Annotated in this window: 16 protein-coding genes; 12 read left to right on the top strand and 4 right to left on the bottom strand. The window is 63.1% G+C overall.

Features of this window, described 5'->3' with window-relative positions; genetic code table 11:
• The first annotated feature begins 30 nt into the window (after positions 1-30).
• The 7 genes from QFZ60_RS03675 (at position 31) to QFZ60_RS03645 (ending at position 10,331) form a co-directional block, all read left to right on the top strand.
• Positions 31-2,124 (top strand): M36 family metallopeptidase, encoded by a 2,094-nt coding sequence (locus QFZ60_RS03675; RefSeq protein ID WP_307088249.1) that lies wholly within the window; start codon positions 31-33, stop codon positions 2,122-2,124.
• A gap of 9 nt (positions 2,125-2,133) precedes the next feature.
• Complete coding sequence (locus tag QFZ60_RS03670) at positions 2,134-3,093, top strand: M28 family metallopeptidase (RefSeq protein WP_307088247.1); 960 nt, start codon at positions 2,134-2,136, stop codon at positions 3,091-3,093.
• Positions 3,094-3,106: 13 nt separating this feature from the next.
• Positions 3,107-5,161, top strand: a complete 2,055-nt coding sequence (locus tag QFZ60_RS03665; RefSeq protein ID WP_307088245.1) for a DNA/RNA non-specific endonuclease — start codon at positions 3,107-3,109, stop codon at positions 5,159-5,161.
• 46 nt (positions 5,162-5,207) lie between these two features.
• Complete coding sequence (locus QFZ60_RS03660) at positions 5,208-6,272, top strand: hypothetical protein (protein WP_307088243.1); 1,065 nt, start codon at positions 5,208-5,210, stop codon at positions 6,270-6,272.
• Between the two features lie 346 nt (positions 6,273-6,618).
• A complete protein-coding gene (locus QFZ60_RS03655) occupies positions 6,619-8,082 on the top strand; it encodes a S8 family peptidase (protein ID WP_307088241.1) in 1,464 nt (487 codons plus the stop codon).
• Positions 8,083-8,094: 12 nt separating this feature from the next.
• Complete coding sequence (locus tag QFZ60_RS03650; protein WP_307088240.1) at positions 8,095-9,435, top strand: hypothetical protein; 1,341 nt, start codon at positions 8,095-8,097, stop codon at positions 9,433-9,435.
• A gap of 104 nt (positions 9,436-9,539) precedes the next feature.
• Complete coding sequence (locus QFZ60_RS03645; protein ID WP_307088238.1) at positions 9,540-10,331, top strand: matrixin family metalloprotease; 792 nt, start codon at positions 9,540-9,542, stop codon at positions 10,329-10,331.
• Between the two features lie 58 nt (positions 10,332-10,389).
• Here QFZ60_RS03645 and QFZ60_RS03640 read toward each other — a convergent pair whose 3' ends face one another.
• From QFZ60_RS03640 to QFZ60_RS03630, 3 genes are all read right to left on the bottom strand, one after another.
• Positions 10,390-10,737, bottom strand: coding sequence for a DUF1036 domain-containing protein (locus QFZ60_RS03640; protein WP_307088236.1), 348 nt, complete (start codon positions 10,735-10,737; stop codon positions 10,390-10,392).
• Between the two features lie 278 nt (positions 10,738-11,015).
• On the bottom strand, positions 11,016-12,245 hold the full coding sequence (locus QFZ60_RS03635) for a hypothetical protein (protein ID WP_307088234.1): 1,230 nt from the start codon (positions 12,243-12,245) through the stop codon (positions 11,016-11,018).
• Positions 12,246-12,586: 341 nt separating this feature from the next.
• Positions 12,587-12,829 (bottom strand): hypothetical protein, encoded by a 243-nt coding sequence (locus tag QFZ60_RS03630; protein WP_307088232.1) that lies wholly within the window; start codon positions 12,827-12,829, stop codon positions 12,587-12,589.
• A 299-nt stretch (positions 12,830-13,128) separates the two neighbouring features.
• On the opposite strand from QFZ60_RS03630, the gene QFZ60_RS03625 reads away from it, so the two are divergent.
• On the top strand, positions 13,129-13,383 hold the full coding sequence (locus QFZ60_RS03625; protein ID WP_307088230.1) for a carboxypeptidase-like regulatory domain-containing protein: 255 nt from the start codon (positions 13,129-13,131) through the stop codon (positions 13,381-13,383).
• A 350-nt stretch (positions 13,384-13,733) separates the two neighbouring features.
• On the opposite strand, the gene QFZ60_RS03620 is transcribed toward QFZ60_RS03625, so the two are convergent.
• Entirely contained in the window at positions 13,734-14,561 is an 828-nt protein-coding gene (locus QFZ60_RS03620) for a BTAD domain-containing putative transcriptional regulator (protein ID WP_307088228.1), read from the bottom strand.
• A 395-nt stretch (positions 14,562-14,956) separates the two neighbouring features.
• Here QFZ60_RS03620 and QFZ60_RS03615 point away from each other — a divergent pair, with 395 nt between their 5' ends.
• From QFZ60_RS03615 to QFZ60_RS03600, 4 genes are all read left to right on the top strand, one after another.
• The gene (locus QFZ60_RS03615) at positions 14,957-15,979 is read left to right on the top strand and encodes a metallophosphoesterase (protein ID WP_307088226.1); all 1,023 of its coding nucleotides are present in this window, start codon (positions 14,957-14,959) and stop codon (positions 15,977-15,979) included.
• A 140-nt stretch (positions 15,980-16,119) separates the two neighbouring features.
• The gene (locus tag QFZ60_RS03610; RefSeq protein WP_307088223.1) at positions 16,120-17,136 is read left to right on the top strand and encodes a metallophosphoesterase; all 1,017 of its coding nucleotides are present in this window, start codon (positions 16,120-16,122) and stop codon (positions 17,134-17,136) included.
• Positions 17,137-17,264: 128 nt separating this feature from the next.
• Positions 17,265-18,476, top strand: coding sequence for an alcohol dehydrogenase catalytic domain-containing protein (locus tag QFZ60_RS03605; RefSeq protein WP_307088221.1), 1,212 nt, complete (start codon positions 17,265-17,267; stop codon positions 18,474-18,476).
• A 108-nt stretch (positions 18,477-18,584) separates the two neighbouring features.
• Entirely contained in the window at positions 18,585-21,206 is a 2,622-nt protein-coding gene (locus QFZ60_RS03600) for an AMP-binding protein (protein ID WP_307088219.1), read from the top strand.
• Positions 21,207-21,224 lie beyond the last annotated feature (18 nt).

Genomic DNA, 21,224 nt, shown 5'->3' with positions numbered 1-21,224 from the left:
AAGTTTCCGGCTGCCGGATGGAGGTGGCACATGATCCCTGAGGACTACCACGCCCTTTACGACCGCGGCGTCCAGGCGGCACGCAGCGCCGAGCAGCCCGCCGCGGAGATGCCCACCACCGGGCGGGAGCAGTTATCCGCGGACGTGCCGGACCTCATCATCGAGGAGGATGAAACCACGGGGCTGCCCAACCGTGTCATCAGCCGCCGGCCCGCCGGAAGGCTGTCCGAGCCCGGCTCGGAGGACCCGGCCGATGCCGCGCGCCAGTTCATCCAGGACAGGCGCGCCGTGTGGAACCTGGCCGACGACGACGCGGACGCTGTGCAGGTGCGTTCAGTCAGCCGCACCGGCCTGAAGACCGCGCAGCTTTACCAGAGCGTGGATGGCGTGGAGGTCTTCGATTCGGACATGACGGTGGCGCTCGACGACGCCAATCAGGTCATTTCCCTCGCCGGCCAGTTTTTCCCCGGGGCGGGCGCCGCGGGCCGCCAGTCCCGCGAGTCCCTCGCGGCGCAGCCGCGGACACCGGAGGACAGTATCGCCAGGGCCGCGTTCGACCTTACCCGGGTGATGTACCAGGCCGCCGACTTCGGGGCAGCGGAAACACAACCCGGCGACGGACCCTACCGGCTGTACGAGTTCAGGCCCCGAGACAACGATCCGCGGCCCAGGTTCGAACGGCAGGTCCGCGTCAAGGACGTCATGTTCCCGCTGGGCAATCAGCAATTTGCCGCAGGCCACTACCTGGAACTGTGGATCGCCGGATTCCCCGCATTCAGCTACGTAATCGACGCGGTGGAAACCCCCTTCGTGCTGTACCGCAAGAACCTCTCCAGCGAGAGCGCCCCGTTCACCTACCGGGTGCACAACACGGGAGACACCCTGTTCAGGCCGCATGACGGCCCCGCGCCCGGCTCCCCCCACCCGACCGGAACTCCCAACGGATTCCAGGCGGACCCAGTCAAGGAACGCCTGGTCACGTTAGAGAGCCTGCCTGGCCATGACCCGTGGCTGCCACCGGGGGCAACCACCACCCAGGGCAACAACTGCGTAGCCTACGCGGATCTGCAGGGGCCCACCGGGTTGGGAGCCGGCGATGTGCTGGGAAAGGTCACCGCACCCGAAACGTTCGATTACACCTACGACCACGCCAAGAACGCCAGCGACGCCACGAACCTCCAGAACAGCCTGGTGGGCATGTTCTTCCACGTCAACTGGCTCCATGACCGGTGGTACGAGGCCGGTTTCGACGAGGGGGCCGGAAACGCACAGATGGACAACTTTGGTCGCGGCGGCACCGGCGGGGATCCGGTCCTCGCCGAAGGCAACGACTTCAGCGGCACCGACAACGCCAACATGTCCACCCCGGCGGACGGGGCCAGCCCCCGGATGCAGATGTACGAGTTCCTGGGACCGCAACCCAACAACCCCACCCGCACGAGCAACCACGAGGCCCTGATCACGTTCCACGAGATGGGCCACTACATCACCAACCGGCTGGTGGGAAACTCCACGGGGCTGACCAACCAGCAGGGCCGCGCCATGGGCGAGGGCTGGGGCGACTTCTTTGCCATCACCATGACGTCGCAGCCTGCCGATGACTTCACCGGCGGCGCCTTTCCGGTGGGCGGCTGGACCGACCTCACCCCAACGTTCAACGACAACTACTATTACTCGATCCGCCGCTATCCCTACAGCGCCGACACCGCCAAGAACCCGCTGACGTTCCGCCACATCAGTGCCGGGCAGATGCTTCCCGTGGGACCGCCCATAAGCCCCAATGCCGGCGGGCCCAACAACGTCGTGCACAACGCCGGGGAAATCTGGTGCGCAGCCCTCTGGGAGGTCTTCGTAAATCTGGTGGCCAAGCACGGGCACGAAGAAGCCGAGCGTCTGGTCCTGCTGGACGTGGTTGGCGGGCTCAAGCTGACGCCGTCGCGGCCAACGTTCCTGCAGGCCCGCGACGGGATCATTTCCGCGGCAGCCGCCCTCAACCCGGACGATCTGCCGGACATCTGGGCGGGGTTCGCCAAGCGCGGCATGGGCCTTGGTGCGGTTGCCCCGGGACAGAACTCCACCGATCTGACCGGGGTTACGGAAAGCTTCGACGCACCTGAGAGCTAGGTAAAAACCATGAATGGACAGGTCCCGGGTTCAGGATGCCGGCGTGCACCGGGCGGGCGGCCCCGGCCTGTCCCGCTCCCCCGGGAGGAAGTGGCCCGACGCCGGGCCGCCGCGACGGCCACAGCCACAGCAGCTGACGACGTTTCGGCCGAAACATACCGGGAAGTCCTTGAGGAACTGACCGCTCACCCCACCCGGCATTCGTTCTCGCAGTCCTACCGCGACGCGGCCCGCCAGGCAGGGGAACGGCTCGCCGCCCTGGGGTATGCCACCCGGGAAGAGCCGGTCTCCTTCAGCGGCCGCCACACCCTCAACGTCATCGCCGACAAACCCGGCACCGCGCCCGCGAATGAACGGCGGCTGGTGTACGTCATGGCCCATCTGGACTCCATCAACGAGGCGGGCGGAGTCAACGCACCGGCACCGGGGGCGGATGACAACGCCTCCGGCGCCGCAGGCGTCCTGGAGATCGCACGGGTGCTGGCCGCCACCATCACACAGCATGACCTGCGCCTGGTCACGTTTGGCGGCGAGGAACAGGGCCTGCACGGCAGCCGCATCCACGTGGCCGGGCTGGCACAGGCCGAGCGCACGAGGATCATCATGGCGGTGAACATGGACATGATCGGGCGCCTCAACACCGCAGCGCCGTCAGTCCTGCTCGAAGGGGCGGCCGTTTCCCAGCACGTAATTGACGCACTGGCACAGGCAGCCCACGAAACGTCGGACCTGAAGGTCTTCACGTCACTGCACCCGTTCGCCTCGGACCACGTGTCCTTCATCGACGCCGGGCTCCCTGCCGTGCTGACCATCGAGGGCGAGGACCAGCTGAACACCGATGAACATACGCCCAGGGATACGACAGCGGGGCTGGACCTGTCCGTGGCGGTCAGCATCCTCCGGATGAACGTCCTTGCGGTGGCAACCGCACTTGGACGCCAAAGTGACGGGTCTGTCCCCGACGAGTGAAGGGTTAAAGCAAGTGGAGGACCTCATCGGCCGGCTCAAGGCGGCCAACGCACGGATCGGCAGCCGGGATGGCCAGCTGGCCCAGGAAATGCTCGAACGCCGCGAGACCGTCCCGTCCAGCCTTCAAGAGGCCGCAGCCGACCTCGAAGGGGCCCCGCCTGGCCGCGCTCCAACCATGGACATCGGCGGCCAAACGGTGGGCAGGTCCGAATTCGCCCAGGAAACTATCGTCCTGCGGACGGGACGCCCCGTCCTGGCCGTTGTGGACGACGAAGCCCAGCTGATCTTCTCCGACGCCGAGAGCAGCGTGTGGGGAGCACGGTTGCGGGACGCGTCCGCGCACTTGGCGGCCGCGGCACGCGCCGTTGGCCGCATCGAGGTTGAGGGGCACAGCCTGGCATGGTTGGGCACGGGCTGGCTGGTGCAGCCCGATGTGCTGGTCACCAACAGGCATGTGGCGGCCGAGTTCGGGCGCAGCAACGGCACATCGTTCGTGTTCAAGCAGGGTCTCACCGGCACCCAGATGAGCGCTTCAGTCGACTTCCTGGAAGAAATCGGCAGCAGCAGGGACAGGACGTTCCGGCTGAACCGCATCCTGCACATCGAGGATCCGGACGGACCAGACCTGGCGTTCATGAGCGTCACCCCAACCAGGGAGAGCCCGCTGGCAACGCCGATCAGGCTGTCGACCCAGTCAGGTGCGGAGGAACTGGTGGCGGTGATCGGCTATCCGGCACGCGACAGCAGAATCCCGGACCAGCAACTGATGGACGAAATCTTCGGGAACGTCTACGACAAAAAGCGGCTCGCTCCCGGGCAGCTGATCGGGTCGGACGCAGCGGCGGCCCGCCACGATTGCTCAACATTGGGTGGCAACTCCGGATCCGTGGTCCTCTCCCTGGCCACCGGCGAGGCCGTGGGCCTGCACTTCGCCGGCCGGTTCCTGCAAAGTAACTTCGCGGTACCCGCTGCGGCAGTTGCGGAACGCCTGGACCAGGTTCTGAATGGACGACGCCGGCCCGCTCCAGCCGTTCAGCAAGTCCCGGACCGTCCGTTGCCGGCCCCGGCAGCGTCCCGCATCGAAAACAGGTTCACATTCGTCATTCCCCTGCGGGTCACGGTCGAGGCCGGTAACCCGTATCCGGAGGAGGACGGCCAGCACGGCCGGACGGCGTCGGCGTCGGCGTCGGCGTCGCCCGCCGCGGACGCGGAAGACGACGTCTTCACCGAGGGAGTCGCCGCCGACTACCGCGACCGGAAGGGATACGACGAATCGTTCCTCGGCGAGGCCGTGCCTCTGCCGGCAGTGACACACCTGCGCGATGACGTCCTCACGTTTATGGCCGATGGAAAGACCGACGGCGTGCTGCGGTACGAACACTTCTCCGTGATGATGAGCAAGGGGCGCAGGCTGTGCCTCTTCAGTGCCGTGAACATTGACGGGCTGCAGTCCACTCCGTTGCCCCGCACGGGCTGGCGCACCGACCCCCGCATCCCGCTTGAAGCTCAGATCCACAGGGAGTGCTACGGCGTCGAACCGAAATTCTCCCGCGGCCACATGACACGGCGGGAGGATCCGGTCTGGGGCCCCGGAGCTTCGGCGTCCAAGGCGAACGCCGACTCGATGCACGTCACAAACGTTGTCCCCCAGATGCAGCCGTTCAACGGCGGCATCTGGCTTGAACTGGAAAACTATGCCCTCCAGAATGCCCGAAAAGACGACATGCGGATCTCCGTCTTCACGGGTCCAATCCTGGCCGACGATGACCCCGTGAGGTTCGGTGTGCGGATTCCCGTCGAGTTCTGGAAGGTGATCGCGTTCATCCATGACGTTACGGGGCAGCTCTGCGCCACCGGCTACACCATGTCCCAGCGGGATTTCCTTCGCGAGGAGGAGTTCGTATTCGGCAAGCACAAAACCGCCCAGCAGTCCCTCGCCTCCATCGAACAGCGCACGGGGCTCTCGTTCGGCGGCCTCACCGCGTTGGACCCTCTCGAGGATACCGAAGGACTATTGACCGAACTGACCGATCTCCGCCAGATCCGGTTCGTGGGACTCCAGCAGTAGCTCCACAGTCAGGCTGTCAGGGGTTTACTCCTGATTCAAAGGAGGTATGGAGATGGCGGATGAGTCTTTCAATAGTAGGGGCGAGCCCCCTTTCCCTCTCGGGCAACAAACTAACCGTGCTTGGCGGGAACAAGCACTGACACGCGTCGCGGAAATGAAAGCGATCTTCGACTGGTTTTCTGGCCAGTCAATGGATGACAACCACGTCCCAACAGCGACAACCCGCCAAACTTTCGACCACGCGATCTTAGGACATCTGGAAGCGGCCTTTCAGGCGGCGCGTCGCAATTCCCACTGGTGGGATATGAAAAACGGGGCAGTCATTGAAAGGGCGATGAGCAATCTGGATGCCGCCGAGGCCATGCTCCTCCGCCGGGCACCCCTGCCGTATTTGAAGGGCCAATTGCCCCACCTCTGGGCACACGTCCGGCAACACCTTCCGGTCAACGATCCTCGTCGGCAATATATGCAGAACATAGCCTTTCTGAAAAACCATGAAAACCTGGACGACAGTGACGTGGAACTCGTGATCCAGAGCGTAAGGGCGGCGAGTTCGGAGGCGAGAAGGGAATTTACGCGTGTCCGGAATTTCCGAAACACGCTGCTGTCCACGGCCGTACTGATGACGTTCATAGCAGTGGCAGTAGCCGTATGGGGGCTCCTCCGACCCGACGATCTGAACATTTGCTTTAATCCTCCCGATGGGAGGGTTTGCCCTAGCGGAAACGCGCCCGTCAGCACTGACATTATGCTCCTGGAGTTCGTCGGCATGGTCTCCGGCGCGCTGTCCGGTTCCTTCTTCCTCAGGCATATGAGAGGCACCTCAAGCCGGTTGGGACTCCCAGTAGCACTTGCCGTCCTCAAACTGCCGACCGGGGCACTCACAGCTTTTCTTGGGTTGGTTCTTATGCGGGGGGAGTTTGTTCCCGGTCTGAGCAATCTGGACACTTCTGCCCAAATCATTGCCTGGGCGGTTGTATTCGGAGCGGCGCAGCAACTGGTTACAGGCCTGATAGACCGGCAGGCTGACACCGTGCTCAAGCAGATCCGGGGCAAAGCGGATTCACCCGGTACCGCCGCATCTGACGGCCCTACGCGAGGATCGGCGTGAAGGGGAAGACAAGGGCGGTAACGCAGCAGTAACGGCTGGGATGGTGAAGTTCTTCCTGTACAGACTGAACGACTGGGTCGTTTCAGAACTGCCCTCAAGGAGGTAGCCATGGCCACGCGGTCAGATCATGGACGGTAGGGCAGAACCTCTCGGCAAAGGAACGGGTGCCGAGGCGTTACCGGATTCCAACCCAAGGGACACCCGCGGGTTCACTCCGGAGGTCCTGGACAAGACCGTCATAGCTGTTCCGCTCCTGAGACTGATGAAGCCATGGCTTGACAAGTGGAAAACCGAGGGACCGAAGCCGGAGGAAGAGCGGGACTACAATCCCCCGATTCTGGATGTCATGATCGACGTCAATCTCGCATACGAGAGAGGCCGCAAAGGGGCAGCCGACGACCTCAGTGAACTGATTGAAGTGGCACTGCAAATAGGGGTAAACAAAGCCAGGCAGGGAGTTGATCCCGTCAGTCCCATGAATAGCCAATATGTCGTAGCACAGCTGGAGCCACAGGTCATCAGCAGACTCGTTGAGCTGGATGAACGGCAATCCGAGAGATCTCCCAGTAAGCGGTTGATCTTCAGGATCTGGCCGGACTTTCCGGTCAGCAAGCTGACCTATAAGTCCGTCAGTACCGTGAAGGCCGATGCCGCTCGCATCTCATTTTCCGCGTTCGGCGAGAACATCGTCTGGGCCGTCGTCGACTCAGGCATCGACGGAAGCCACCCCCATTTCACCAAGTACCGGAATCTTGAGCTCCGGAAACCTCTGGCACATTGGAATTTCACCAACTCAGGCACGGCTCTCTCGGACGAGTTCGGACACGGAACGCATGTCGCCGGAATCATCGCCGGAGGCTTGTTCAAGGGGGACCGCATCAAAGAGAAAGCTGCCGCAGGCAGCGAAGAAGCAGTCACAGTAAAAGAAGCTGCTTCAGTCCACGAAACAACAACTGCAGTCCATGAACAGACCAAACCTCCGCGTGCGCGGATCCGTGCGGCTGCGAAGCGCCGCGACCAAGAGGGAGAGGTCTCATACGACCCGCTGTCCCTTTCCTCAATCACCGGCATGGCGCCCAAATGCAAGCTCGTCAGCCTCAAGGTGCTTGACGCCAACGGCCAGGGCAAGGTCAGCCAGATAATTGCCGCCCTTGAACAGATACAGCAAGTCAACGCGTACGGCCGCAATATCCAGATTCACGGTGTCAATCTAAGCGTCGGATACGAATTTGAACCCGAGTGGTTCGCCTGCGGACAAAGTCCGCTGTGTGTTGAGGTGGACCTTCTTGCCCGCTCCGGCGTTGTCGTCGTCGTCGCGGCTGGCAATACCGGGTACGGCTTCAATAATGACAAATTCAAGGGCATGGTGTCTGCCGGCCTGGACCTGACCATCAACGATCCCGGAAACGCCGAGCGGGCCATCACTGTCGGATCCACCCACCGGGAAAGCCCCCATAAATATGGGGTTTCCTACTTTTCCTCAAAGGGTCCAACAGGGGACGGACGGTTGAAACCGGACCTCGTGGCGCCTGGCGAAAAGATCCTCTCCTGCGCGGCCGGTGAGGCCAGAAGAAAAGCCGAAGACAAATTCAAGCAGCCGTGTGATTACGTTGAGGACAGCGGCACCAGCATGGCCGCCCCTCACGTGTCAGGCGTCATCGCAGCCTTCCTGTCAGTGCGCAGCGAGTTCATCGGAAAATCAGACGACATCAAAGAAATCTTCCTTTCGTCCGCAACGGATCTTGGGCGTGACCGGCATTTCCAAGGTCACGGCATTGTCGATCTGATGCGTGCCATCCAATCCATATAAGGAGGAGCAGAAATGACGGAAGTTTCAGGGTTTCCGTACTTCGAAGTGGAATTCAGCGAGCGCGGGGAGGTGGTGGTACCCGCCCAGGCCGACGCGTTGAAGACGTATCTCAGCACCAGTCCGGAGGCGGAACTCATAGTTCTCGCCCATGGATGGAACAACGACGCGGAAGATGCCCGGCGTCTGTACCGCGGCTTGCTGGGCGAGCTCAGGGCGGAATTAACCGCCGCCCGCGTAGCAGGAAGTCCGCCCGACTTCAGCATCCTTGCCGTGCTGTGGCCGTCAAAAAAATTTGCTGACACCGAGATCGCCGCTGGACCTGCCGCGGGACTGGACGACGCCGTCTCCGATGCTGCACTCATCGAACAGATCGATAAATTGGAGGACGCTACCACCAGCCCAGACTCACGGGCCAAACTCGCCACGGCGAAGGCCCTGCTTCCTGACCTTGAAGACAGCCCGAAAGCACAGGCTAAATTCGCCGACCTCATCCGGTCTGTTCTACCCAACCCCCAGAACGAAGTCACGGAGGAAGATACCTCCCAAAAATTCTTCGTTCTTGATGGAAGCGACCTCATGGTCCGGCTTGCTAAACCAATTCCTGTGGAAATTGCGCCCGGTCAGGGGCCAGAAACCGGGGCAGACACGGAGGGCCTGGGTGAGCTGGGCGGGGCGAGCGGACTTGGAGAGTTCTTTTCCGGAGTCAGATCCGCAGCAAGAAACCTGCTCAACTATTCAACTTACTATCTGATGAAGGAAAGGGCCGGGACAGTAGGGGCCGGTTTGAACGCCCTGCTCCGCCAAATCCGCGACTTCCACACCGGCTTAAAGATTCACCTCGTCGGCCATTCGTTCGGTGCCCGGCTCGTGACAACCGCTGTCAGGGGCTCTGACGCCGGCACAGCATTGACGGTTCATTCCATAGCTCTGCTGCAGGCTGCCTTTTCACATAACGCGTTCGCCGTGGACTTTGATGAAGAAAAGGACGGCAGAACGGGAGCGTTTCGCCGGGTAGTCGCGGACAAACTTGTTCGCGGTCCGGCACTCGTCAGCTACACCGTGAACGATACTGCAGTGGGACTGGCCTATCCCATCGCATCGAGCATCGTCGGAGACGACGCTGCCGGCCTCGGCGATAAGAATTCCCGTTTTGGGGGGTTGGGCCGAAACGGCGCCCAGCATACTCCCGAGGCCGCTGCCGCAACGCTTCTGGCCGTTCAGGACGAGTACAGCCTGGAAGGAGGAACTATCTACAACCTGCAGGCTGACAACATCATTCGTCAGCACGGGGACATTGTTCATCCCGAAGTAGCCCACGCCATCATTTCCGCTATCGCAGCGGCACGCTCATAAACATGAACGAGTGTGCCGCTCATAACGCTGCCGTAACGGCTGGCTCCGTACGTTCGGCAGTACTGAATAGTTTGGAGGAGCACCTTTAATTTAGGGAGAAAGTAATGAATTCCACGCCGGAAGATTTGGTCCACATCATCGCGGATGGGTTCGTCTGCGACACCGAAGGCCGCGGCCATGCCATCCCCGGAGGACGCTCCCCCGCGGAAATTGTTGTGGATGCCACTGAGGGTTTTGTTCCTTTGTGGCACGCTGGTTCGATTCTGAAGTGGCGCTTTCAGGAACGGTCCTTCGCTCTGGCTCCCGACCCGGCGGCGAGCAAAGAAGCCGTTCGCGAACTCATGAGTGAGGCTCTGTTGCGCTGGGGTTCCGCGGCGCCCATCCGGTTCACGCAGGACAACGACCTGTGGGATTTCGAAATCGTTCTGCGCAACGCAGCGAATTGCACGCCGGCGGGCTGCGTCCTGGCAAGCGCATTTTTCCCGGACGCGGGACGCCATGAACTGACCATTTACCCTACAATGTTCAACCAAATCCGCGAGGAGCAGATCGAGACCTTGATCCACGAGTTCGGACACGTCTTCGGGCTGCGACACTTCTTCGCCAACTTGAGTGAGACAGCGTGGCCCTCACAGATATTTGGGACACACAACCCCTTCTCCATCATGAATTACGGGTCGATGAGCGCCCTCACGGATGCCGACCTGAGTGATCTGAAGGACCTCTACCGGTTGGCGTGGAGTGGCCACTTGCCCAGTATCAATGGCACCCCGGTCCGGTTCGTCAGGCCATACAGCGCTGCCGGGCTGGTTGACCTGTCAGCCGTGGGACCCGTGCCGGCCGTAGGAGCCCTGCAGGATGCCACCCAGGCTGCCGCCGGGTCCATCGACTATTGAGCAGTAGAAGGTGGCCCACCTCGATTCCAGGCACAGGGCCTGACTTCACACGTACTGGTCAGGTCAAGCGCACGGTGTGATCCAGGATTCCCCACCCCACCTCAAATTTTGCGAGACCAAGTGTCCGGCTGTCGGTACTTCCGGTTTGCCAGCACCAGTCAAAGGCCCTTGAGGGTAACTGCGTGAAAAACGGGCCGGACCAGGCTCTGGTGCGGGACTCGTTCTCGGCGAAGACGAAGTACTTCCCAGGTCCCGCCCACCCGCTGAAGACCTTTACGGTTCCACCGGGCGTGATGCGGTACCAGCCCTTCTTTGACCAGTCGGTGCCGCCCTCGCAACCGGGAGCGTGGTATGCGTAGGCCACGAAGAGAGTGTCTCCGGTGCCGTTCTTGAAGTAGAGTCCCATCACCGGCCTCCCTGATCTGTCGGGCGTCGCGGCGGGTCCGGCGGCATTCCCGATTCGCTGCCTGTACCTCTGGCTGCTGGCACATCCTCCTCGTACAGATCCTCGCCTGCGTGCAAGTCCATTCCACTTGCTGTGCCTGCTACCGGAAACCTGTCCGTGGTCCGTGCTTCAGGCAGGTTTTCGTTGGCGTCGCCGAGGTTTTCCTGCACTTGCTGGGGCGACCATTCACTCCGATGTCCACTCACTGTGTCACCTTCCCTGTTGTCCGGCACGGCCAGTCACACTCTTGAAAACCGGACGATCCGGGGAAGAATGTCGGTGCGGGTCGCGCCGCCTTCGAGGGTGTAGCCGGAGGCGACCCAGGTCTCGTTAGACGGCGTGTGCTGACGGCAGGATAGATAGTCTCCCCATTTAGGATCATCGGGTGAGTGGGTTCCCAGCTTGCTGTAAGCGGTGCTCCAAGTTCCGTTGGCATCACGGACGCCGACGATGTGTCCCGGGTTGCGGTCTTCCCCGCCGTAGAACGCCGTGAACCCGGGCACTCCGGCACTGTTAGTGCATGCCGCCGGATATGCCCAGGACCGGGTGGAACTCCAGATGTCGGGCTGGGCCGTGACCTGCTTGGAGGCTTCTGCGATTTGCACGACTCTGCAGTACGGGTGGGGACGGTTCGGTCCGCTGCCGGAGGTCCACATGAGGGTGATGGTGCCGTTGCCTATGCAGGCGCCGGTGATCCGCCGGTCGGTCCGGGCCAGCCAGTTCACGTTGTTGGGAGCATTGGAAGAAATCGCGTCGCTGGAGGCTGCGACGTTGATGTCCCACCAATTGACGGCGTTCTGCCCGTCTGCCCACGAAAACAGGCGTACCTGCTGCGTTGAATTGTGGCTGGCGAAGTACATTGTCCGGCCGGCGCCCTGCGTGAGCCGGATGGAGCCGTTTTGGGTGGTCGACCAGGAGTTGAAGATCAACGTTCCACGATTGTCGATGGTGGCCAATGGAAAGCGCATGACGACAGCCCGCTGCCATTGCCCAGCGCCGACATTGTTGAAGACGTTGAACGTGACGAACAGGTTGTCTGCGGTCATTGCGGCATCGGGGTAGTCAAACCACAGCTGCGTCCAGGAGCCGTCCACCGTTGTCGGCGCGATATCCCACCAGTACCACGCTCCCGGGTTGCCGAAATCGCTGTCGTGGACCGCGGCCAGCCGGAAAACGTTGGCGCCATTGCGGCGGATGTATTGAAGGATCCAGATCCAGAGCCTGCGCCGGGCGTCATACAATACAAGCTGATCACAGCAGAAACCCCCTGCGGCCGAGGGCAGCGCGGTAAAGGGATCCACGTGCTTCCAGTTCGTGCCGCCGTCGGTACTCTGGCTTGCGTACCAGTTCCCGGTCACGAACATGTGGTTTCCCGCCACCGCCGCTGTCGGTTCGCCTACCGTTGAGGTGTTGTTGTTTGTGGGCCCATCGGCCAGTGAGATGTTGGACAAGATCGACACGGGAGACATGGCTACTCCTGGGAACTTTCTGCGGGATCAGTTTCAGGCTCGTTATCGCTACGCGGAGCCTCGTTTTCGAATGCTCCCTCTTGGTCCTGGTTTGTTGACTCCGGGCCTGCCGCGCGTCGTTCAGTGCGGATCGCTTCTTGCCGCTGGTCCAGGTCGGGCAGGTGTTGTTCCTCCCGGGGGGCGTTCTCGTCAGGCTGAAAGGTTGGGCCGGAAAGCTCAACGCGCCTGGACTGCTCTGAGCCTTGTGGAGCGGTGGAGTCTGCTGTCTCGCTCATGACGGCTCCTTTCTACTACTAATAGACAACTGATGAAGGGCGACGGGGGCGTAGTTGGACGCAGGACTAAGTCGCCTCCCGAACGACGGACCGCCGCCATTCACGCCCAACCAGCGTCAGCGACAGCAACATAAGCGCCGCCAAGACGATGACGACGGCCCACTCCATGGTTCCGTTGCCCCCATCCGGTTCCACTCCAAAAACGATCTCAATCCACTCGCGGTTGAAAAGCGTGATGATGAAGAGAACAGCACTCGCTACCGCCCCGGCCGCCTCCCACCAGAAGATTGTCCTCAGCTTCCTTTTCATGCCCTGCCCCTTTCCAAAACGAAGATTGGCGTCGCGGACCATTAAAGATGTGCCGGCGTTACTGGTCCGTTACTGAGTCAGATCGAGCAAGGGCGAACCCAGATTCGGAGTGGCAAGGCAGATAGGAGGAACTTGTGTCGGGCAACAGGCGTTATTGCAGCATGCCCGATCTGCTCCGCTTGCTTGCGTCTGTGGTCATCGCGGGGTGCCTGGCAGGAACAGCCGTTTCGTGCGCGACGCCCCCTTCGAAGTCCGGAATCAACGGACATGTCACTGTCGATGCCGGATGCCCTGAAACCATGGACTCCACCCCCTGCCCCGACATTCCACTGCCGGCCCACATCACAGTCAAGGACCGCTCAGGAACAACGGTCGGTGAAGCTACGAGCAACGACCAAGGAGAGTTCCGGCTCGAGCTTCAGGCGGGCACTTACGAACTTCAGGCCGCAAACCTCTCCGGAGCTCCAATGCCGTCCGCTCCGTCGCAGGACGTTGTCATCAAGGAAGGGTCTTTCACCGAAGTAAGAGTGGCATTCGACTCAGGCGTCCGCTGAAGTCGAGGTTTTCCGCTTCTCACCAACTGTTCTTATATTCGGGCTTGCCGTTAAAAAGCGGGGGTGAAAAAGTTTCTGGCGCGAGGTCGCGGAGATTGCCTGGGTAGTTGCTGTGCAGCCACCTGTCGCCGCCCACCCGTGTGCCGGGTGCCGCATTGCGCCTGCGCTAGGGAGCCGACCATGGCCGCCGTGCTGATGCAACTGCCGATCTTGCGCCAATCTTTCAGGAAAAACCGCGGGTTGCTGAGGGTTTTTCCGCATGATCAGGGTCAACAGATGAGGAGTCAGGCAACCACATGATTGACAACAGCGTCCCTGGCGGATCCGGGGCCCCCGGCAGCGGCGGCACCTTAGTGATCCGCACGTGGAGCGAACCCGACGGCGAGCAGGGCTTCCGTGCGCGGGTCACCTACAGCGAGCGGGACGGGCAGCACGGCAGCCTCTCCACCGTGGACCGGGAGGAAGTCCTCCACGCTGTGCGCCAGTGGTTGGCTGGCCAGGAGGGGTGAATAGGCCGGGACGGCGCCGATGAGCTTCATGAGGGCTTCGGACGGCAGGACACCCATGTCCCGGCGCAGGGCTGCTGCGTAACTGTTATAGGCGTGCAACGCGGAGACGGAATTTTCCATTCCTAAATCGGCGGTGACCAGGGCCCGAACGGCGCCCTCGTAAAGGGGTTCTATCTCCAGCGCGGCGGCGGCCGTTTCCGCAGCGGCCTCGCAGTCACCGGCCTGCAGCAGCGAACGCGACAGGGTGGTCAGCGCGCGCAGCCGGTGCTGCTGCAGCCGGCTCTGTTCGAACAGCACCCAGTCCTCGTACCAACCGGGCAGCAGTTCCGCGTCACGCAGGTCTAGCAGGGCTCTCTGGGCCGGCCCGACGCCCGCGGAACTTTCCTGGAGCAGTGCCCGCACCCGGTAAAGGTCAACCTGTACCACGGGGTCCAGGGCAAGCGTCGATCCCTCTTTTGCCAAGATGCCGGGTATCTGGCGCGTGACCAGGTGGACGCTGACCCTGAGGCTCTCCATGGCCCTGGGTTCGGGACAGTCCGGCCAGAGAAGGCCGGCAACGTAGTTCCGCAAACTGGGGCCGCGGACGGCGAGCACAGTGATCAGGCGCTGCTGGCGGACGGCAACGTGGACAATTTCCCCGTCACGGCGCAGTTGCCAAAACCGGAGCAAGTCTAATTCCAAACGTCCGCAGCCACTGCCCACGGGACACCTCAGCCGGGTTGAACTACCTGAAATACGTAGGAATGAGGATCCTCAGCTTGACAATGAATGTCAATGAAGTGGGGCCCCTAATCGGGTTGGGAGGGCACGCTCTCGAAAGCCTGACGGCGGTGCCGGCCACTGCTTAGGCTGCGGCTCTTCGGGTGGGCCGGGTCCGGAAGGGCGCGCGCCGCCGTCGTGCCAAGGTTCTCACTTCCTGACCCCACACCCCTAGGGGGTGCCTCACCTAAAACCCTATTGCCCCTGGCCAACAGCACGGGCTAGCTTGTGGGAATCCCGACTTTACCCGCGCGGGAGGCTGGTGCCCATCGCGTGCGTGGTCGCAGGGCGAGGAGAGGGGATCCATGCCGGTACTGACGAAGATCATGACAAGGGCCGCGGGCCTCTTACTCTGCAGCGCCGTGGCCGGATGTGACTCACTGGCACCTGAGCCCCAGGAAACGACGGACGGGACGGACCAGCGGACCGTGCACTTCACTGCCGCGGGCGACGCAGGCATGGAGGACGGCGCCCTGGCGGTACTCGACAAAATCAGGGAGCTTGGTCCCGATTTCAACATCCAGCTGGGGGATCTGTCCTACACCCATGCCCCGGAGCAGGAGTTCTGCGACATGGTGACCAGCAAGCTCGGCAGCGAACTCCCCTATGAACTGGTGGCCGGCAACCATGAGAGCAACGGCGCGGATGGCCATATCAGCAACTTCATCAAATGCCTCCCAAACAAGCTTGAGGGCCTTGAAGGCGAATACGGCAAGCAGTGGTACGTCGACATACCCCGGGATGACCCGCTGATGAGGCTGATCGTGGTGTCACCCGGCATTGATTTTGATGAGGACGAACTGGACTACTCGGAGGGGAGCAAGCGCTGGCATTGGACGAAAGAGGCCGTTGAGGGGGCGCATGCTGCTGCTATTCCATGGACTGTCGTGGGGATGCATACCCTTTGCTTCAGCATGGGGCACTACGGCTGCGAGGCAGGCCACGAGTTGACGGAGCTCCTGCTCAGCAAGAAGGTTGACCTGGTTTTGACAGGCCACGAACACATTTACCAACGGACACATCAGCTGGCCATCGGCAGGGACTGCCCGGGGTCAATGCTCCTCCGGGAGATGTGTGTGGTGGATATCGATGACTCGCTTTCCAAGGGCAAGGGAACGGTGTTTGCCACGGTGGGCGTCGGCGGGAAGAGCATCAGGCCCGTCCGAAACCGCGATCCCGAGAAGCCGTACTTCGCAACATGGTCTGGAAGCAACAGGGACCCCGCCTTCGGAACTTTGAACGTGACCTTGACGCGTTCGCGCATGGACGTACAGTTCGTGGCGGCGGAGGGTTACACCTTCAGGGATGCCTTCACTATTGGCAAGTAAAACGGGCAGGAAAGTTGTGGCTGACCTGCGGGAAACCCTATTGCCCCTGCGGGAGGACCCGGAATACGTTGGTTGCGCCCCGCCACTCCGCGCCATCACGAGCATTGAGCGACGGGGCGCCATTTCATGGGGAGGAGAACATGGCGACACGGAGAGGGAGCGCATCCGCATTACTGGCGCTGCTGATGTGCATTGGGCTCGCGGCATGCGAATCGAAGCCAGCACCCGAGCAGCCCAAAACCACCGACGCGAGATCGGTTCACTTCACCGCTGCCGGTGACACCGGTGTGGAAGAGGGCGCCGAAGCCGTGCTCGACAAAATCAAGGAACTGTCACCCGATTTCAACCTCCACCTTGGCGACATGTCCTACTCCAATGTCCCTGAGCAGCAGTTTTGCGACATGGTGACAGGAAAGCTCGGAAAAGACTTTCCCTACCAACTGCTGGCCGGCAACCATGAAAGCGACGGCCTGCAGGGTGATATCGAGAAGTTCGCGGAGTGCCTGCCCAATAAGCTGCCAGGCCTCAAAGGTGAATATGCCAAGCAGTGGTACGTGGACATGCCCCAGGAACGGCCCCTGGTGCGGGTGATCATGCTGTCCCCGGGTATCCCCTTCGAAGGCGGCGACGAGCTGGACTACTCAGAGGGCAGCGAACGCTGGAAGTGGACGGAAAACGCCATCAACAGCGCCCACGAGGCGAAGATTCCGTGGACGGTGGTGGGCATGCACACCCCCTGTTTCAGCATCGGGCGCTACAGCTGTGACGCCGGCCGGGAACTGACCAACATGCTGGTCAAGAAGAAGGTGGACCTGGTCCTTAACGGCCACGAGCACATTTACCAGCGGACCAAGCAACTGGCCACCAGTGTCAGCTGCCGGGAAATGGAAGCCAGGAAAGGGTGCATGGCGGATACCGATGACTCCCTCGACAAAGGCAAAGGCACGGTATTTGTCACCTCCGGCCTGGGGGGCAGGAACATCAGGCCTATCAACCACGGTGACGAGGAGAAGCCCTACTTCGCTGCCTGGTCCGGGAGCAACGAGGATCCCGCCATGGGGACTGTGGACGTCCGTGTGACGGGTTCCCGAATGGATGTGAAGTTCGTGCCCGCCGACGGATACACGTTTACGGATTCGTTCAGCATCAGCCGGTGAGCCCGCAGGAGTGCCAGCCTCGCCCCGCTCCAAAATAGGCAGTAGGCTTACTATCTTGCAGCTGGGCACCTGGAGTGCCTGATGACCAGAACCCTATTCGGCGGCGTAACCCGTAAAGGAGTCCCATCATGAAAGCTCTCGTATGGCACGGTGAAGGCGACATCCGCCTGGACACCGTTGATGACCCGGCCATCCTGGACCCGAACGACGCGATTGTCCGCATCACCCGCAGCGCCATCTGCGGCACGGACCTGCACTTCATCCGCGGCACGATGTCCGGGATGAAGGAAGGCACCATCCTGGGCCATGAGGCCGTGGGCGAGGTGACTGCCGTGGGCAAGGCCGTGCGCCGTTTCGCGCCCGGGGACCGCGTGATCGTGTCCTCCACCATGTCCTGCGGCGTGTGCTGGCAGTGCCGGGCCGGGCATACCGCGCAGTGCGACACCGCCAACCCGAACGGGCCGCAGGCGGGGACCTGTTTCTTCGGCGGACCCGAGACCACCGGCCCCATCAACGGGCTGCAGGCCGAGTACGCCCGCATCCCGTGGGCGTCGAACACCCTGACGTCCCTGCCGGACAACGTCAGCGACGAACAGGCCATCCTGCTCTCGGACATCTTCCCCACCGCGTGGTTCGGCGCGCAGCTGGCCGGCGTCCAGCGCGGTGACACGGTGGCCGTGTACGGCGCGGGCATCGTGGGGCAGCTGGCCATCGCCTCGGCCTTCCGGCAGGGTGCCTCCCGGGTGTTCGCGATCGACGGCATCGAGACGCGGCTGGTGCAGGCGCTGGACCAGAACGCGGACGTCATCAACTTCAACAGCGAGGACCCGGTTGAGGCTTTGCAGGAGGCGACGCTGGGCATCGGCGTGGACGCGGTGATCGACGCCGTTGGTGTGGATGCGCAGCGGCCGTGGGCCGGGCCCGCGGCAGCCAAGGGCGAGGAACAGGCAGAGCAGTTTGCGCAGGAGGTGGCCGAGGTGGCCCCGAAGACGAACGTCCAGGGCGAAAACTGGGTGCCGGGCAACGCCCCTTCCCAGGTTTCGCAGTGGAGCGTGGAGACGGTGCGGAAGTACGGGCGGATCGGCATCATCGGGGTGTACAGCCCGACCATGACGACGTACCCGATCGGCCAGGCCATGAACAAGAACCTGACCATCCGGATGGGCAACTGCGACCACCGGTCCGTCACTCCGCCCCTGGTGGACCTCGTGGCCTCCGGCGTCTTCGACCCCACCCGGTTCATCACCCAGCACGAACCCATCAGCGACGTGGTGGACGCCTACCTGAACTTCGACCGGCGCGAGGAAGGCTGGTTGAAGACGGTGCTGACTACGGCTTAGCCGCCACCTGCATCACCCGGCGGTCCGCTCCTTTTGGTGCGGGCCGCCGTCGTGCGTGGGACATTGTCCATTTGAGTTAGGTAAGCCTCACCTTCTAAAGTGCTCCGGGTGAACTTAGAGACAAAGCTCGCCGGAGTTCCGTTCGCCGCCGACCTGGCGCGCGTCGGCGACCGCATTGCCGTCAGCACCCCCGGGCAGTCCCTGAGTTACCGGGAACTGGCACGGCAGGTGGAGGACATGGCCCGCTCGTTCGGGCCCGGCCGGCGCCTGATTGCGCTGGAGGCCGGGAACACGCTGCCGGCCCTGGTGGCCTACCTGTCCGCGCTGTCCTCCGGCAACCCACTGCTGATCCTGCCTACTGGCGGCGGCCCAGCTGCAGACGCACTGATGGCGGCCTATGAGCCGGACGTTGTTGTCCGCGCGTCGGGAAATGAAGCCGTCCTGGACGTCCGCCGCGACCAGACCCGCCACGAACTTCACCCGGAACTCGCGCTGCTGCTCAGCACGTCCGGGTCCACGGGGTCGCCCAAGCTGGTGCGCATCTCCGGGGACAGCATCCAGGCCAACGCCGCCGCGATTGCTGAGTACCTGCAGCTGCGTCCGAGCGACAAAGCGGCCACCACACTCCCGCTCTCCTACTGCTACGGGATGAGCGTGGTGAACAGCCACCTCCTGGCGGGCGCGTCCCTGGCGCTGACGGACCTCTCGGTAGTGGACACCTGCTTCTGGGACCTGGTCCGCACCGAACACGTGACCTCCTTCGCCGCGGTGCCTTACACCTTCGACCTCCTGGACCGCGTGGGCTTCCAGGACATGGACGTGCCAAGTCTGCGGTACATCACCCAGGCGGGCGGACGGCTCGCCCCGGACCGCGTGCGCTCCTACGCCGAACAGGGACGGCGGCAGGGGTGGGACCTGTTCGTCATGTACGGGCAGACCGAGGCCACCGCCCGCATGGCCTACCTGCCGCCGGACCAGGCGCTGCAGAATCCACAGGCCATCGGCGTGCCGATTCCCGGCGGGTCCTTCCGACTCGAGCCCGTGCCCGGACTGGACGCTTCCGAGCTGGTGTACGCCGGCCCCAACGTGATGCTGGGATACGCCGAACGGCCCGAGGACCTCAGCCTGGGGCGGGTGGTGACCGAGCTTCGCACCGGCGACCTGGCCCGGCTCGGAGGCGACGGCCTCTACGAGATTGTGGGCAGGCGCAGCCGGTTCGTGAAGATTGTGGGGCTTCGGGTGGATCTGGGCCAGGTGGAGCGGCTGCTGGCGGACCTCGGGGTGACGGCGGCGGCCGCGGGCTCGGACGAGGCGGTGGTGGCTGCCGTGGAAGGCGACCACGACGTGGCCTTGATCGCCAAAACCCTCGCCCAGGACCTGGGCCTGCCGCGCGCCGCCGTCGAACTTCACCCGGTGGAAGCCATCCCCCGCCTGGGCAACGGAAAGCCGGACTATCCCGCAGTGGCCGCCCTCTCCTGTGGAGGAGAAGAGGACGACGGCGGCCCGGCCGAGGTCCCGGGCGCCGGGTCCACTGACGTGCGGCGCATCTTCGCTGAGGTGCTGGAGGTGGACAGCGTCGCCGGGACTGATTCGTTCGTGTCCCTGGGCGGCGATTCGTTGTCCTACGTGGCGGCATCCGTCCGGCTGGAGCGGGCACTCGGTTACATTCCCGAAGGCTGGCACCTGATGCCGGTCTGCGAACTGACGCCTGCGCCGCACGTGGCGGGTCCCGCCGTCGCGCCTTCCGGGAAAGCTGCGCCTGCCGGGCGTCCTGCGCCTACCCTGGTGCGCCGCGTCCGCCGCCGGCTGTTCGCGCCGATGGAGACGGGGATTGTGCTGCGGGCCGTGGCGATTATCGCGATCGTTTCCACGCACATCGGGTTCTTCCACTGGCAGGGCACCGCGCACGTGCTGATGGCGGTGGCGGGCTACAACTTCGCCCGCTTCCAGCTGTCCGGGGCGCGTGTGGAGCGGTTCCGGCGGCACCTGCGCAGCACCGCGCGGATTGTGGTGCCATCCGTTGCGGTGATTGCGCTCGCGTTCGCCGTGACGGACAAGTACGCCCTGCACAATGTGTTCCTGCTGAACGCGCTGGTGGGGCCGGAGGGTTGGAGCGACTACTCCCGGTTCTGGTTCGTGGAGGTCCTGGTCCACATCCTGATCGGGCTGGCCCTGGCGCTGGTGGTACCGGTGGTTGACCGGGTGGTTCGCCGCTGGCCGTGGGACTTTGGCATGGCCCTGGTTGCCGTGGACCTGCCCCTGCTCTTTGGCCTGGCGGACAGCCGTTACCCGGGCCAAGGACCGGTGCTGTGGCTGTTCGGGCTGGGCTGGGCGGCCGCTGCCTCCCGCACGCTGTGGCAGCGGTGGGCCGTTACGATTCTCGCTGTTGTGGCGGCTCCGGCTTCCTTTGAGGATCCGCACCGCAGCGGCACCATCCTGGCGGGGTGCCTCATCCTCCTCTGGCTGCCCACCCTGCGGGTGCCGCGCGGACTTCACCGGATCACGGCGCTGCTGGCGAGCGCGTCGCTGTACATCTACGTCACGCATTGGCTGGTGTACCCTCTGTTTGATTCCGACAACCCCTCGGATAAAGGGCTTGCCGTGCTGGCGTCCCTGGCCTGCGGCGTCCTCTACTGGGCTGCGGCCACCCGGGTCATGGGCCTGGCGGAACGGTGGCTGAAGCGGCCGCTTTCGCGACTCCGGCCTGTTCGTGAGCCGGCGGCGGCGTAGCGGGTCTGACGTGAGGGC

Origin of the sequence: Arthrobacter sp. B2I5, from assembly GCF_030816735.1 — a bacterium.
Classification (GTDB): Bacteria; Actinomycetota; Actinomycetes; order Actinomycetales; family Micrococcaceae; genus Arthrobacter.
The sequence above is the reverse complement of the archived record's forward strand: the minus strand, read 5'-3'. Positions and strand labels throughout refer to the sequence as shown.